The sequence below is a fragment of the Kineosporia sp. A_224 genome (genome assembly GCF_002198655.1).
Lineage (GTDB): Bacteria > Actinomycetota > Actinomycetes > Actinomycetales > Kineosporiaceae > R-H-3.
Genome location: NZ_MWLN01000076.1, coordinates 1 through 13,859 on the forward strand (window position 1 = coordinate 1; position 13,859 = coordinate 13,859).

14 protein-coding genes and 1 tRNA gene are annotated in these 13,859 nt (G+C 73.0%); 9 read left to right on the forward strand and 6 right to left on the reverse strand.

Annotated features, from left to right (window positions below; translation table 11 throughout):
* Nucleotides 1–70: 70 nt before the first annotated feature.
* Together EDJALFJO_RS06250 and EDJALFJO_RS06255 are read right to left on the reverse strand one after the other, a co-directional pair.
* Nucleotides 71–628, reverse strand: coding sequence for a DUF3662 domain-containing protein (locus EDJALFJO_RS06250; RefSeq protein ID WP_158220309.1), 558 nt, complete (start codon nt 626–628; stop codon nt 71–73).
* A 282-nt stretch (nt 629–910) separates the two neighbouring features.
* Nucleotides 911–1,381 (reverse strand): VOC family protein, encoded by a 471-nt coding sequence (locus EDJALFJO_RS06255; protein WP_143448326.1) that lies wholly within the window; start codon nt 1,379–1,381, stop codon nt 911–913.
* 89 nt (nt 1,382–1,470) lie between these two features.
* On the opposite strand from EDJALFJO_RS06255, the gene EDJALFJO_RS06260 reads away from it, so the two are divergent.
* The 3 genes from EDJALFJO_RS06260 (at nt 1,471) to EDJALFJO_RS06270 (ending at nt 2,860) form a co-directional block, all read left to right on the forward strand.
* Nucleotides 1,471–1,557 (forward strand) — tRNA-Leu (locus EDJALFJO_RS06260).
* A 172-nt stretch (nt 1,558–1,729) separates the two neighbouring features.
* Entirely contained in the window at nt 1,730–2,317 is a 588-nt protein-coding gene (locus tag EDJALFJO_RS06265) for a Crp/Fnr family transcriptional regulator (protein ID WP_088283301.1), read from the forward strand.
* A gap of 39 nt (nt 2,318–2,356) precedes the next feature.
* On the forward strand, nt 2,357–2,860 hold the full coding sequence (locus tag EDJALFJO_RS06270) for a hypothetical protein (protein ID WP_143448328.1): 504 nt from the start codon (nt 2,357–2,359) through the stop codon (nt 2,858–2,860).
* Here EDJALFJO_RS06270 and EDJALFJO_RS06275 read toward each other — a convergent pair.
* On the reverse strand, nt 2,832–3,485 hold the full coding sequence (locus tag EDJALFJO_RS06275) for a TetR/AcrR family transcriptional regulator (RefSeq protein ID WP_158220310.1): 654 nt from the start codon (nt 3,483–3,485) through the stop codon (nt 2,832–2,834). The genes EDJALFJO_RS06270 and EDJALFJO_RS06275 overlap by 29 nt on opposite strands.
* An 82-nt stretch (nt 3,486–3,567) precedes the next feature.
* Here EDJALFJO_RS06275 and EDJALFJO_RS06280 point away from each other — a divergent pair, with 82 nt between their 5' ends.
* The 3 genes from EDJALFJO_RS06280 to EDJALFJO_RS06290 all read left to right on the forward strand — a co-directional run bounded on the left by EDJALFJO_RS06280 (nt 3,568) and on the right by EDJALFJO_RS06290 (nt 6,841).
* Nucleotides 3,568–4,170 carry a bifunctional 2-polyprenyl-6-hydroxyphenol methylase/3-demethylubiquinol 3-O-methyltransferase UbiG gene (locus EDJALFJO_RS06280; protein ID WP_088283307.1) on the forward strand — a complete coding sequence of 201 codons (603 nt, stop codon included), beginning with the start codon at nt 3,568–3,570 and terminating at the stop codon, nt 4,168–4,170.
* Nucleotides 4,171–4,391: 221 nt separating this feature from the next.
* On the forward strand, nt 4,392–5,768 hold the full coding sequence (locus EDJALFJO_RS06285; protein ID WP_198950057.1) for a glycoside hydrolase family 6 protein: 1,377 nt from the start codon (nt 4,392–4,394) through the stop codon (nt 5,766–5,768).
* Between the two features lie 497 nt (nt 5,769–6,265).
* Entirely contained in the window at nt 6,266–6,841 is a 576-nt protein-coding gene (locus EDJALFJO_RS06290) for a hypothetical protein (RefSeq protein ID WP_088283309.1), read from the forward strand.
* 118 nt (nt 6,842–6,959) lie between these two features.
* Here the strand turns inward: EDJALFJO_RS06290 and EDJALFJO_RS06295 are convergent, their stop codons facing one another.
* Nucleotides 6,960–7,892, reverse strand: a complete 933-nt coding sequence (locus EDJALFJO_RS06295) for a LysR family transcriptional regulator (protein ID WP_143448329.1) — start codon at nt 7,890–7,892, stop codon at nt 6,960–6,962.
* Between the two features lie 146 nt (nt 7,893–8,038).
* On the opposite strand from EDJALFJO_RS06295, the gene EDJALFJO_RS06300 reads away from it, so the two are divergent.
* On the forward strand, nt 8,039–8,935 hold the full coding sequence (locus EDJALFJO_RS06300; RefSeq protein WP_233149709.1) for an intradiol ring-cleavage dioxygenase: 897 nt from the start codon (nt 8,039–8,041) through the stop codon (nt 8,933–8,935).
* Nucleotides 8,935–10,761, forward strand: coding sequence for an FAD-dependent monooxygenase (locus EDJALFJO_RS06305; RefSeq protein ID WP_088283314.1), 1,827 nt, complete (start codon nt 8,935–8,937; stop codon nt 10,759–10,761). The genes EDJALFJO_RS06300 and EDJALFJO_RS06305 overlap by 1 nt, the downstream gene beginning before the upstream one ends.
* A gap of 102 nt (nt 10,762–10,863) precedes the next feature.
* Here EDJALFJO_RS06305 and EDJALFJO_RS06310 read toward each other — a convergent pair whose 3' ends face one another.
* Complete coding sequence (locus EDJALFJO_RS06310; RefSeq protein WP_143448330.1) at nt 10,864–11,349, reverse strand: NUDIX hydrolase; 486 nt, start codon at nt 11,347–11,349, stop codon at nt 10,864–10,866.
* 63 nt (nt 11,350–11,412) lie between these two features.
* Between EDJALFJO_RS06310 and EDJALFJO_RS06315 the strand changes: the two genes are divergently transcribed.
* A complete protein-coding gene (locus EDJALFJO_RS06315) occupies nt 11,413–11,892 on the forward strand; it encodes a hotdog fold domain-containing protein (RefSeq protein ID WP_088283318.1) in 480 nt (159 codons plus the stop codon).
* A 154-nt stretch (nt 11,893–12,046) separates the two neighbouring features.
* Here EDJALFJO_RS06315 and EDJALFJO_RS06320 read toward each other — a convergent pair.
* Nucleotides 12,047–13,859, reverse strand: a 1,813-nt coding sequence (locus EDJALFJO_RS06320; protein ID WP_088283320.1) for a non-reducing end alpha-L-arabinofuranosidase family hydrolase, incomplete at its 5' end; no start/stop codon positions are given.

The following is a 13,859-nucleotide window of genomic DNA, read 5'->3' on the forward strand; positions in this document are numbered from 1 at the left end:
GGTACGACGGGGCCGGGTAGGCGGCCGCCCCGGCACCCGCCTACCCGGCCCCGTCGTACCCCGCGCCGTCCTACCCCGCGCCCGGGTACGGCGGTGCCGCGGGCAGCGGGCTGCCCTGCGGGGCCGGCGCGTACGGGTCGGGCTGCTGGGCCTGCGGCGCGTAGTGCTGCTCGTGCGGGGCGTACGGCAGCTCCTGCGGGGCCGGCGGGGCCTGGGGAGCCTGCTGCGGGGCCGCGTACTGCTGCTGGTGGGACTCCGGTCGCGCCGTCTGGCTGCGGACCCGGAACACCCCGGTGTCGAGGTCGTCGGCCTCGGCGAACTGCACCTGCACGGGGCCGACGAAGGCGTAGCGCTGCTGGCGGGCGTGCTCGTGCACGGCGGCGCTCAGCTCGTCGCCGAGCGCGGTCTCCCACTCGCCGAGCCGGTCGTGGTCGGCCCGGCCGAGCTCGACGACGAACGTGTTCGGCGCGATCGTGCGGTCACGGCCGACGACCGAGGCCTTCTCGTCGCACTCGCGGCGCAGGGCGCTCGCGATCTCGACGGGCTGCACCTCACTGCGGAAGGCCTTCGCGAACGCGCCGTTCACCGCACGCTCGATGCCCTTCTCGAAGCGGTCGAGCACTCCCACGGCCGTCCTCCTCTCCGCCACACCGTGGCGACCTCGCGGCCCCAGGACAGGCCGGAGGGTGGCCCTGCCGGCCATAACCCCGTCAGCCTAACGGCGCGGGGGCCCCCGGGAGGAACCCCGTGCTCCCCCCGAGGGGGACTGTGACCGGATCTCCACCTACTCGTCACACCTGGTGACGTCCCGCGCGCTCAGAAGGTTGCGCGACTGGTCGCCGAGCGTGACGCAAGCCTCGCTCCTCGGTAGTTCGGGGGAGGTCGCAGCGGACGGACCGGGGCGAGCCGGTCAGATCGGCACACCGACCGCCCAGGCGTACCCGTCGGGGTCCTCGACGACGCACTCCCGCCAGCCGTGGGGCTTGTCGGCGGCCCCGGCGAGCACCGGGCTGCCCTGGTCCTGCGCCGCGGCGGCCACGGCGTCCGGGTCCACCCCGAGCAGCCGCAGCTCCGCCCCGAGCCCCCGCCGGACGCCGTCCGCGAGCTCGCCGGCCCACGCGTGCGCACGGTAGGTGAGGTCGGCGTGGAGCATGAGCGGCACCCGGCCCGGCACCCCGGCGAGGGCGACGGGCAGCTCGAGCGCCGCGAACGTCTCGTCCGCGTGCCGGACGAGCGCCCCGAGCACGTCGCGGTACCAGCCCGCCGACAGTCGCGGGTCGCGCACGAGGAGGTTCGCGGAGAACGCCGGCATCGCCCGCCCGTACTCGGGGGCATCAGGCAGTGGGGCATCAGGCAGCGGGGCGGGATCTGTGGTGTCCACCCGCGGGACGGTAGGGCCGCGGGGCTGCGCCCGGCCAGGGGAATCCGTGCGGGACGACCCCGCCACGGGTGATAGCCTCGTCCGGCAACGCGCGAGTGGCGGAATAGGCAGACGCGCACGGTTCAGGTCCGTGTGTCCGAAAGGACGTGGGGGTTCAACTCCCCCCTCGCGCACCAGACGATGTGGCCCCTGACCTGCGAAGACGCAGCAGGGGCCATTCGTTTGCGTCGGCTCGGGAGCCTTCCGGGGAGCCTGGCACCGTGTCGCGGAGGTCGTCTAGGTTGCACCGGTGGGACAGAGGGGGACCGCCGCAGCCGTGCACAGCCGGGTCCTGGTGGGCTGACCGCGATGGTGCTGTCCGCGGCGCTCCTCGGGTACGTCAGCGCGATCTCCCCGCTCGAGCCCGGCACGTGGGCGGCGCTCGAGCCGCTCCTCCACGCCACGCGGGTCGCCAAGGGCGCTCACGTCGCGCCCGCAGGCAGACCGGCGATGCGCCTCGGCCTGCTCGAGGCCGGCTGGGTCCGCGCGTACTACGTCAGCCCCGACGGGAGCGAGTACAGCAAGTACCTGTTCCACGGCCCGGCGCTCGTGGGCGACTACGCCTCGCTGCTGACCGGTGAGCCCGTGCGTACACCCCAGCAGGCGCTCACCGACTGCACCGTGCACTTCGCCGACTGGCCACGGGTGCAGGGACTGATCGATCGGCACCGGGATCTCGAGCGGCTGGCGAGGCGGTTCGCCGAGCTGCTCTACCTGGAGAACGAGAGGCGGGAGATCGAGCTGGTCACTCTGCCCGCCACGGAGCGGCTGCGCCTCCTGCTCGAGCGGCACCCGACGATCGAGCAGGACCTGCCGAAGTACCAGATCGCAGCGCACCTGGGCATCACGCCGACGCAGCTGAGCCGGATCCGGAGATCCGGGCGTCTCTCGACATAGGTCGAGGACTTGCCTGCCTGCGGGTGGCACAACAGCCTCATGCCAACGACACCAGAACGTCGCACCGACCTGGCCGGGCTGCCGGCGCCCGCTCCCCGGTCCGCTCCCCGGTCCTGGGTCCCTCACGGGTGGGGGCTGCTCTTCCTCGCCGCGGGCCTGTGGACGATGCTCGGTGCGGTTCCTGGACTCGTCGACCCCGCGGCCGCGTACCAGCGCTTCCACGCCGGCCCGGTGACCGAGGACGTCCTGGTGCTGTTCCGTGGTTCCTCGGGCCAGACGTTCCTCTTCGGGGTGGGCTACCTGGTCGCCGCCTTCGCGCCCCGCCGTCATGCGCTCGTGGTGGCCCTCGGCGGAGCAGGCAAGGCGATGTACGCGGTCCGCCTGCTGTCCGAGGCGGCTGCCGGACAGGCAGGACCGCTCACCCTGGTCGCCGCGGTCGGCGACCTCGCGTTCGTCGTCGCGTTCGTCGCCTTCTTCGCCTCCAGCACGACCGCGCGCCTTCGCCGTCCGGCGTCTACGAGCCCTCCAGCAGCGTCGCCGTGAGCGTCGTCCGCAGCCAGTCCTCGTACGCCTGCGCCGTCCAGCCCCAGTCGACGCGCAGCATCCGGTGCACCTCGGGGCTCGTCGTCGTCCAGAGCACGGCCGCGGCCTCCTCCGTCGTCCGGCCGTCGCGGAAGCCGCCGTTGGCGGCGACCCAGCCGGCGACGGCGAGCATCGCGCCGCGGCGCTGCCGGAGCTGGAGGTCCTCGCGCAGCGCGGCGGCGTCCGCGTCGACCGCCGCGGCGCCGCGGAGGATGTCGTCCGCCGGCCGGATCCGCTCGAGCTGGGTCGTCACCCCTGCCGCGAACATCTCCAGCTGCCGGCGCTGGTCCGGCTCGGCCCGCATCGCCTGCGGGCCCTCGCGGTCGAGCAGGGCGACGTCCGCGTCGTCGCCGCCGATGACGACGTCCATCGCCTCCTTGAGCAGCGCGAGCTTGCTCCCGAAGAGGTGCAGCACGGTGTCCGCCGCGACACCGGCCTCGGAGCCGACCGCGGCGATCGTCGTCCGCGGGTAGCCGCGTTCGACGAAGAGCCGGGTCGCGGCGTCGACGACGCGGCGCCGGGTCTCGCGGGCCTGGGCCTCACGCGCCGGGGAGCTGTAGCCGCGGGTCTTGACCGGTCTGGACATCAGGGGCAGTCTACAGATATTCGATCCAGCGATACTGGATCGAATTGACAGCGGTGCGAGGGCGCCGCGGAGAAGGGGCGTCATGACCATCGGCTACGTACTCGCCTACCGGCTCGGGATCGCGCCCTGGGAGCGTGCCGGTGCGGAGGCCGCCGAGCAGTTCGGCGGCCTGCTCGACCGGGAGGAGGTCCGGACGCCGCCCGGTCGCGCGCTCGACCTCGGCTGCGGCCGCGGGGCGCACAGTGTCGAGCTGGCCCGACGCGGCTGGGAGGTCACCGGGGTGGACGTCGTCCCGCGGGCGCTCGCGGCGGCACGCGACCGGGCGGCCGGCGCCGGGCAGCACGTGACGTTCCTCGAGGCCGACGTCACCGCGCTGCCGGAGTCGGTCGGCCGCGGGTACGACTTCGTGCTCGACGTCGGCTGCTTCCACGGCCTCGCCACGCCGCAGCGTGCGCTGCTCGGCCGCGGGGTCGAGCGGGTCACCGCGGCCGGCGCGACGATGCTCGCGCTGTGCTTCGCGCCGGGCGGGCGCGGTCCGCTGCCGCGCGGGGCGGACGCCGCCGACCTCACGGCCGCGTACCGCGGCTGGTCGGTCGTCGACGAGCAGCCGGCCGAGACGGCGGGCATGCCCGCGCCCCTGCGCCGCCGGGCGCCGGTCTTCTACCGGCTGCGGCGCGACGCCTGACCCGACCTCACGCAGCGATTGTCGGGATTGGTGCCTCTTGACTTGATCGTCGATATCGAGTCAGATGTCGGGTGACCGGGAGCGCTCCCAGCGGTCTCCCAGCCGGTGACGGCGGCGCACCCGGTCGGTCGTGCGGCGTCGCGCGGAGACAGCGTGCGCGCCGTCTCCGTCGCGATGCTGCGCGGGCCAGGCGCAGGGTCGCTCCTGCGTGAGGAGCCCCCGTGAACAGACCCCTGACCGCCCGACCGTCCGCCTGGCCGACCCGCCCGGTGTCGCCGGGCGGGCGTCGCCGTCGCGCCGTCCTCGGCACGCTCCTGGCCGGCGCGCTGGCCCTGAGCGGGCTCGCCGCTGCACCTGCCGCCCAGGCGCGCGACGACCACGGCGGAGCGACCCGGTTCTACGTGCCGCCGCCCGACCCCGGTGCCCCGGCCCAGATCAAGGCGCTGCGCAAGGCCGGTGCCCGGGCGGACGCCGAGCGCGTCGAGGCGATGATCGAGACCCCGCAGGCAGTCTGGGTCAACGGCGGCACGACCGACGCCCGCACGAGGGCGGACGTCGCCGCCGTCGTCCGCCGGGCGGCCGCGAAGAAGACCGTCCCCGTGCTCGTCCTCTACAACATCCCCTACCGGGACTGTGCCCAGTACTCCTCCGGCGGCGCCTCGAACGCGGCCGAGTACGCGTCGTGGGTCCGTGCCGTCGCGAAGGGCATCGGCGGCCGGCGCGCCGTCGTCCTGCTCGAGCCGGACAGCCTCGGGATCATCCCCTGGTACACCCCGGTCGGGCAATCGGCGCCCGAGTGGTGCCAGCCGCAGGTGGACGGCGCCCCGGCGCCCGAGGCCGACCCGCAGACCCGCTTCGCCGAGCTCAACGACGCGGTCGACGTCCTCACCGCGCTGCCGAAGGTCGACCTCTACCTCGACGGCACGCACAGCGGCTGGCTCAACGTCGGCGACGTGACCGACCGGTTGCTCAAGGCCGGTGTCGAGCGGGCGGACGGGTTCTACCTCAACGTGTCGAACTACCAGTACACGGTGAACTCGCAGTTCTACGGCACGTGGATCTCCTCGTGCCTGGCCTGGGTGACCCGGGTGACGACGCCGGCCTCGGTCGGCGACTGCCCGAACCAGTACTGGAACGGCGGCCCGACGAACGGCTTCAACGGCGTCGCGCTGAGCAAGTACGGCGAGTGGAGCGACACCGCGACGCAGGCCGACCTCGACACGGCGTCGATCACGGCCCGCTACACGTCGATGCTCGCCGGCGTCACGCCGACCGCGCGCTTCGTCGTCGACACCAGCCGCAACGGCCTCGGCCCGTGGGAGCCGCCGGCCGGCGTCTACCCGGACCCGCAGGACTGGTGCAACCCGGTCGGGCGCGGCCTCGGCCCCAGGCCCACCACCCGCACCGGGAACCCGCTGGCCGCGGCGCTGCTGTGGGTGAAGATCCCCGGCGAGTCCGACGGGCAGTGCAACCGGGGGGTCGCCGGCTCGACGACCGACCCGGAGCGGGGCGGCATCGTCGACCCCGCGGCCGGTGACTGGTTCGGGGCGATGGCCCTGGAGCTGGCCCGCAACGCCGTCCCGCCGCTGCACCGCTGACCCGCCTCCCGGACGATCGCCGTCCGCCGGCCGCACGGTCTCCCAGGACCGCGCCCTCCGGCCGGCGGACGGCGGTCACGGGCGTCGGCATCGCGAGGGAGTGCACGCACGCCGGGATGTCTCACAAACAGGCGGGACGACCTCGCGCCCACCTCTGACACACCGCGTGGGCCATCTCGCGGCTCCCGCTCCCGGAGCAGCCCGACCTCGGCCTCGGTGTGCGTGGACCCGACACGTACCACGATCCGCCGACGCCCGACGGACCCGGCGATGCACCGCGGCCGCACCAGAGTCCGTCCGGCCCTCCTGGCCCACGCTACTGACCGAGCCTGGAGCGCCGGTGGGTGTCTCAGAATCGACGAGTGACCAGATCCAAGTCCGGCCTCGAGTGATCCTGCCGGTCCTTCCGCGGCTGATCTGCCGTTCCCGCCTGGTGAGCATGCGAGCCGCGATCTACGGTCGGCTCCGTCGTATCAGGACCGTCATCGGAGCAGTTCATGCATGCACGGCCACACGGAAACGGTGCCCTCGCCACGATCCTGGCGGGCCTCACGGTGCTGGGCGGCACGATGGGGTGCAGCTCATCGGCATCGGATCAGCCCGTCCCCGAGGCATCAACGGCCAGGGCTACGGCGTCCGTCGCGGCGACGGGTGGATCCGGAAATGGGCGCAGCGCGACCATCAAGCTCACCGGCTACTACTCGTACGAGGGACCGTTCAGCGGTCAGGTCTCGTGCACCCGCGACGACTCCGGCTACTTCCATTTCGAGGGCCAGCACCCATACCTGCTGCAAGTCACCGTGCACGAGATGCGCGATGGCACGTTCCCGGTGCCCGAGAAGGACCCGGCGACCGGTGTCGCAAAGTCCGCTCCTGGTCAGCCGATCATCAACGCCGTCCTTGCCGGCGGAGACGGCCCGGCCGACGACGACGTGCTCTTTCGTCAGACCGGTGGCACGATCACGATGACCGACGGAGGCAGTAGCGGGACTCTCCTCGTGGACTACGTCAACGATTTCGGCACGGCCCACGAGAAGGCGCAGGCCGAACTGAGCTGGGCCGACTGCGACTGACCCGCCCTTCGCGCCAGTATCGCCCACCGCGCGACGCCCACGCCGCCCGGCTCGCTGAGGGTCCGCCTGCCGCCTGCGAGTCACCGGCCGGCCGACGGACGGCGGTCACGGCCGGCGGTCACGGCCGGGGACGCCGGGCCAGCGCCGGGCCGAGGACGTCGGGCTCGGGCGTCGACATCGCGAGCCGCAGGAACCGGCGGGTCACCGGGGACGGCGCGCTGCCGCGGCGCCGGACGAGCGCCGTCTCGACGATCGGTGCGTTGAGCCGCAGCGGCACCGCGACCGCACCCTCGCCGCAGACCGACCCCGCGCTCGCGGGCAGCACCGAGACCCCCAGGCCCGCACCGACGAACGCGACGACGGTCTGGGCCAGGCCGACCTCCCGGACGTCGGGCTCGAACCCGGCGAGCCGGCAGGCGGCGACGAGGTGCGGGTGCAGCGCGCCGCGCGGCGTCCGGGTCGGCGCCAGGAAGGTCTCGCCCGCGAGCGAGGCGAGGTCGGCCCGCTCGCCGGACGCCATCGGGTGCGCCCGCGGCAGCACCGCGACGAGCGGCTCCCGGTCGACGACGGCGACGTCGAGGTCCCGGTCGACCGGCGGCTGCGGCAGCAGGTGCACGAGGCCGAGGTCGCAGCGGCCGGCGCGCACGTGCTCGACGACCTCGTCCGGCCCGGCCTGCACGAGGTCGACCGTGACGTCGGGCAGCTCCGAGCGCAGCTGGGCGAGCAGTGGCGGCAGCACGCTCCAGGCGCTCGCGGCGACGAACGCGAGCCCGAGCCGGCCGGTGCGGCCCTGCCCGACCCGGCGGACGGCGTCCGTCGCGGCGTCGACCCCGGCGAGCAGCCGCCGGGCGTGCACGAGCAGCTCCTCGCCGGCCTCGGTGAGCTCGACCCCGCGGTTGTGCCGGTCGAGCAGCGGGACGCCGACCTCGTGCTCGAGCCGGGCCAGCTGCGCCGACAGCGGCGGCTGGGTGATGTGCAGGCGCGCGGCGGCCCGGGTCACCGACCGCTCCTCGGCGACGGCGACGAAGGAGCGCAGCTGCCTCAGCTCCACGCGAGCGCCTCCTCCTAGTCCCTTGCCCAGAGGTGCAGCGTATGGCCAGCCCTGCAAACAGGTATTGGACGTATGGACGGCGGCGCGCGACAGTGAGGGCGGTCACACGACGGACCGGTCGGCCCGTCGCCGGACGAGGAGGTCCCGTGAGCACCGAACCAGCCGGCGCGTCGGACGACGCGCTGCAGGCCGGCCGCGAGGCGGCGGTCACCGCGGCGGTGCTCGCGTCGTTCGAGGGCTCGACCGACGACCGCTACCGCGAGGTCATGCAGTCGCTCGTCACGCACCTGCACGCCTTCGCCCGCGACGTCCGGCTCACCCAGGCGGAGTGGGAGGCGGCGATCGGCTTCCTCACCCGCACCGGCCACATCACCGACGACCGGCGGCAGGAGTTCATCCTGCTGTCCGACGTCCTCGGGTTGTCGATGCTGACGATCGCCGTCAACGCACCGGTGAGCGCCGGGGCCACCGAGTCAACGGTCTTCGGCCCGTTCTTCGTCGCCGACGCCCCGACGATCGCGATCGGCGGCGACCTGTCGTTCGGGGCCAAGGGCGTGCCGTGCCACGTGTCGGGCCGGGTGCTGTCGACCGACGGCACCCCGCTCGCCGGTGCCTGGCTCGAGGTCTGGCAGTCCGACGAGGACGGGTTCTACGACGTCCAGTACGCGGGGGACGTCACCGCCGCCCGCGGCCGCCTGCAGGCGGACGACGAGGGCCGGTTCGCGTTCTGGAGCGTGCGGCCGGCGGCCTACCCGATCCCGGACGACGGCCCGGTCGGCGACCTGCTCAAGGCCGCCGGGCGCGGGCCGATGCGCCCGGCGCACATCCACTTCATGGTCAGCGCGCCCGGCCACCGCACCCTCGTCACCCACATCTTCGCCGCGGGCGACGAGTACCTGACGAACGACGCCGTCTTCGGCGTCAAGGAGTCCCTCGTCGCCGACTTCGCCGACCACCCGGCCGGCACCGCCCCCGACGGCCGCGTGCTCGACGGCCCGTGGGCCGACGTCACCTTCGACCTCGTCCTCGTCCAGGAGACCTGATGACCGAGCCGACGGCGTCCACCCCGCCGGAGCCCAGCACGTCCGACCTGCCGTCCGACCGACGCAGCGCCACGCCGTCCGACCACGACGTCGAGACCGACGTCCTCGTCATCGGCAGCGGCCCGGCCGGTGGCTCCGCCGCGCTGTTCCTCGCGACGCTCGGCGTCGAGCACCTCGTCATCACGAAGTACCGCTGGACGGCGAACACCCCGCGCGCGCACATCACGAACCAGCGGACCATCGAGATCTTCCGCGACCTCGGCATCGAGGCGGACCTGCTCGCCCAGGGCACGCCGCACCACCTCATGGGCGACACGGTCTTCTGCACGAGCCTCGCCGGGGACGAGATCGGCCGGGTCCGCACGTGGGAGACGCACCCGGCGCGCGAGGCCGACTACCTGCAGGCGAGCCCGTCGCCGAACGCCGACATCCCGCAGACGCTCCTCGAGCCGATCCTCATCGGCCACGCGGCCGCGCGGGGCAGCCGGATCCGGTTCGACACCGAGTACCTCGGACTCGTGCAGGACGACACCGGTGTCACCGTCACGGTGCGGGACAGGGTCTCCGGCGCGGTGTCGACGATCCGCGCCAAGTACGTCATCGGCGCGGACGGCGGCCGCAGCGCCGTCGCGCGCGACGTCGGCCTGCCGTTCGAGGGCCAGATGGACATCGCCGGCAGCATGAACATCGTCTTCCACGCCGACCTCACGCAGTACGTCGAGCACCGGCCGAGCGTCCTGTACTGGGTGCTCAAGCCCGGCGCGGACATCGGCGGCATCGGCCTCGGGCTCGTCCGCATGGTCCGCCCGTGGAACGAGTGGCTCGTCGTCTGGGGCTACGACATCAGCCGGCCGCCGCCCGAGGTCGACGACGAGGCCGCGATCAAGATCGTCCACGACCTCGTCGGTGACGACACGATCCCGGTGACGATCCGGTCGACGTCCCTGTGGGGCAACAACAAGATGTACGCGACCCGGTACCGGGCCGACCGGGTCTTCTGCATGGGCGACGCGACCCACCGGCACCCGCCGTCGAACGGCCTCGGCTCGAACACCTCGGTGCAGGACGCGTACAACCTCGCGTGGAAGCTCGCGCTCGTGCTCCGCGGGACGGCGGGCGAGGCCCTGCTCGACTCCTACGACGCCGAGCGGGCGCCGGTCGGCCAGCAGATCGTGCTGCGCGCCAACAAGAGCATCGAGGAGTTCGGCGCGATCTTCGAGGCGCTCGGCATCACCGACACCTCGGACCCCGAGGTGATGCGCGCCCGGATCGCGGCCCGGGCGGACGACACCCCCGAGGGTGCCGAGAAGCGCCGCGCGCTGCGGGTCGCGCTCGAGCTCAAGGACTACGAGTTCAACGCGCACGGCGTCGAGCTCGGGCAGCGCTACGCGTCGTCCGCGGTCGTCGCCGACGGGACGCCGGAGCCGCAGTACTCCCGCGACCCCGAGCTCTACTACCACCCGACGACGTGGCCGGGCGCCCGGTTGCCGCACGTCTGGCTCGGCCGCGGCGGCCACAAGGTGAGCACCCACGACCTCGCCGGCAAGGGCCGGTTCTGCCTGCTCACCGGCATCACCGGCCAGCCCTGGGCGGACGCCGCCGAGAAGGTCGCCAAGCTGCTCGGCCTCGACCTCGTCGCGTACGTCGTCGGACCCGGCCGCGAGTACGAGGACCTCTACGAGGACTGGGCCCGCGCCCGTGAGGTCGCCGAGGACGGCTGCGTCCTCGTCCGCCCCGACGCGCACGTCGCCTGGCGCTCGCAGGGCCGCGTCACCGACCCCGCCGCCGAGCTCGAGGCCGTGCTCCGGTCGCTGCTGTCCCGGTAGCTGCTGTCCCGGTAGCTGCTGTCCCGACGACTGCTGCGGCCCCGTCGACCGCCGGGCCCGGGTGGAGACTCCCGCGTCCCACCCGGGCCCTGGCTACGGCTGTTACCGGACGCCGCCCAGCACCGCGGCGACCGCCGTCCGGACGACGTCCACGAGCACCGGGTGCGCGCCCGCTCCGCTCGCGAGCAGCTCGTCGGCGGTGAGCCACGCCGTTCCCGTGGTGAACTCGGCCTCGTTCCCGGTGAGGCCGTCGAACCTGGCGACGGTGCCGTCCGGCACCCGGACGGCGAAGAAGACGCTGTCGCGCACGACAGGCTCGCCGCGCCACGTCAGCGTGAACGTCTGGCGCGCCAGCTCAGGCGTGACGTCCGCCGGGTCGACGACGATCCCGGTCTCCTCGCGCAGCTCGCGGACCGCCGCGTCGAGCGCCGTCTCGCCCGGCTCGAGCCCGCCGCCGACCGAGAACCAGAAGGCCGATCCGGGGCGCGCGGGGTCGGTGCCGCTCAGCAGCAGGACCCGCCCGTCGGACCGGACCGCGAGCATCCGGCCCGAGGTCCGTACCTCGACGGCGCGTGCCGGCTCGTCCACGACCGGCACCCTATCCACGCCCCGGTCTGGTTAAGTTACCCGCGGGTAGCCTAGAGTCCCCGCATGCGCGTACTCTCGATGTGGACGGCGACGAGCCGGGTCCGGGTGGGTCGGTTCGCTGTCGGCAAAGCGGTCTTCTCGAAGGCGTTCGCGCTCAAGGCGCCGTACTTCGCGACGGTCCGGCCACGGTTCGTGGCGCTGCGGCCGAACTACGCCGAGCTCGTCGTCCCCAAGCGGCGCCGGGTGCACAACCACCTGAAGACCGTGCACGCGATCGCGCTGTGCAACGGGCTCGAGGCGGCGATGGGCGCGCTCGCCGAGGTGAGCATCCCCGCGGACATGCGGTGGATCCCCAAGGGGATGGAGGTCGCCTACACCGCGAAGGCGACGAGCGACATCACGTGCATCGCCGAGACGGACCCGCAGCAGTGGACCGGCGACGACCCCGACGTGCCGGTCCGCGTCCGCGGCGTGCGGGACGACGGCACGGTCGTCGTCGAGGGAGTCATCCGGTTGTGGGTCACGCCGCGACCGGCGCGCTGAGGGCGCGGGTGGACGACCCGTTCCGGGGAGACGACGAACGGCGCCGCGGTCGACCGCGGCGCCGTTCGTNGTCCGCGTCCGCGGCGTGCGGGACGACGGCACGGTCGTCGTCCGGAGGTCCGTCAGCCGGTGGGCTGCGTCGACCTCACACCGTTCAGCGCTGCAGGGTGAGCAGGCCGGGACGGTAGGGCAGGAGGCCGTAGTCGCCGCCCGAGCTCGGGGAGCGGCCCTGGTAGAGCAGCTGCAGGTTGCAGGGGTCGACCGTGTTGGTCTGGTCCGCGCTGGTGCGGATCAGCTCCCCGTGGCTGATGTCGTTGGTCCAGGTCGCGCCGCTGTTGGCCTTGCCGGCGAAGGGGTTGCCCTCGGTGGCGGCCTGCGGTGTCCACGTCCCGTTCAGGCTGGTGGCCGTGAAGGAGCGGAAGTAGCGCCCGTTCGCCCCGATCGCCTCGACGATCATGAGGTACCGGTTCTGGCCCTGGAGCTTGTAGACCTGCGGGGCCTCGAACAGGTTGTTGGTCGTGTCGCTCATGACCACCGTCGAGGTGGAGCCGAAGCTGCCCGGGAAGTTCCCGATCGGCATGCCGGCCCGGTAGATGCGGCCGTTGTCGCCGGCGAAGAACAGGTACATGTTCGTGTCGTCACCGATGACGGTCTGGTCGATGGGCCCGGTGCTCGAGTTGGTGATGGACCCGGTGAACAGTGTCTGCGCGGCCGACCACCCGTTGGGGTTGGCGGGGTTGCTGGAGGTCTTGTACGAGAAGGTCGTAGGACCCCACTGGTAGGCCAGCACCCAGATGTTCTTCGGTGCGAAGTAGAACAGCGAGGGTGCGACGGTCCCCTGGGACATCGCGGTCTGGCTGCTGGAGCCCAGCTGCGACAGGTTCGTGACGGTGCCGAAGGCCATCGAGCCCCAGGAGGTGCCGGTGTCGTGGGTGGTCGCGTAGACCAGGTGCCCACCGTTGTACGGAGCGGTCGTGAAGTCCTTCAACGACACCCAGCCCGCCCTCGGGGTGGCCAGCGCACCCGTCGACGACCAGCGGTAGGTCGACGGCAGGGCGCAGGTCGTCCCCGTGGTCGGGGTCGTGGTCGGCGTCGGGGACGTGGTCGCGGTCGGGCTCGCGGTCGTGGTCGGCGTCGTGGTCGTGGTGGGGTTCGACGTCGGCACCGCGGCGTTGAGCGCCGCGAGGGTGGACGTGTAGGCGGCCTTCTTGTTGCCGCTGCCGTCGAAGAGCAGCGGGGTGCTCGAGGCGAGCCAGGAGTCGGTGTCCCGGACGCCCCAGACGGTGATACCGGCGCAGCGGGTGACGGCCAGGCAGGCGTTCACGACGCGGCTGTAGTTGTTGGCCTGGGTGGTGCCGGACCCCTGGATGTCGAGCTCGGTGATCTGCACCTCGACGCCGAGAGCGGCGAACGACGAGATCGTGGTCTGGTAGTTGCTCGGGACCGGGGACTGGCTGTTGAAGTGGCTCTGGAGGCCGACGCAGTCGACGGGCACGCCACGGCTCTTGAAGTCGCGGACCATGCTGTAGACCGCCTGGGTCTTGGCGTGCGACCAGTCGTCGATGTTGTAGTCGTTGTAGCAGAGCTTGGCGCCGGGGTCGGCGGTGCGGGCGGCGCGGAAGGCGGCCTCGATCCAGTCGTTGCCGGTGCGCTGGAGGTTGGAGTCGCGGCGGGCGCCGCTGCTGCCGTCGGCGAAGGCCTCGTTGACCACGTCCCAGGCGTAGACCTGGCCGCGGTAGTGGGTGGCGACCTGGGTGACGTGGTTGAGCATCGCGTTGCGCAGCGCGGTGCCGGACATGTTCTGCATCCAGCCGGGCTGCTGGGAGTGCCAGGCCAGGGCGTGGCCGCGGACCCGCTTGCCGTTGGAGCGGGCCCAGTTCAGGACCCGGTCACCGTTGGTGTAGGTGAACTGGTTCTGGTTCGGCTCGGTGGCGTCCGTCTTCATCTCGTTCTCGGCCGTGACCATG

Bases quoted from the DNA above. Each gene is read 5' to 3' on its own strand.
- EDJALFJO_RS06270 (WP_143448328.1), top strand. From the start codon at position 2,357: ATGCCAACGACACCAGAACGTCGCACCGACCTGGCCGGGCTGCCGGCG.
- EDJALFJO_RS06305 (WP_088283314.1), top strand. From the start codon at position 8,935: ATGACCGAGCCGACGGCGTCCACCCCGCCGGAGCCCAGCACGTCCGAC.
- EDJALFJO_RS06265 (WP_088283301.1), top strand. From the start codon at position 1,730: ATGGTGCTGTCCGCGGCGCTCCTCGGGTACGTCAGCGCGATCTCCCCG.
- EDJALFJO_RS06290 (WP_088283309.1), top strand. From the start codon at position 6,266: ATGCATGCACGGCCACACGGAAACGGTGCCCTCGCCACGATCCTGGCG.
- EDJALFJO_RS06275 (WP_158220310.1), bottom strand. From the start codon at position 3,485: ATGTCCAGACCGGTCAAGACCCGCGGCTACAGCTCCCCGGCGCGTGAG.
- EDJALFJO_RS06280 (WP_088283307.1), top strand. From the start codon at position 3,568: ATGACCATCGGCTACGTACTCGCCTACCGGCTCGGGATCGCGCCCTGG.
- EDJALFJO_RS06315 (WP_088283318.1), top strand. From the start codon at position 11,413: ATGCGCGTACTCTCGATGTGGACGGCGACGAGCCGGGTCCGGGTGGGT.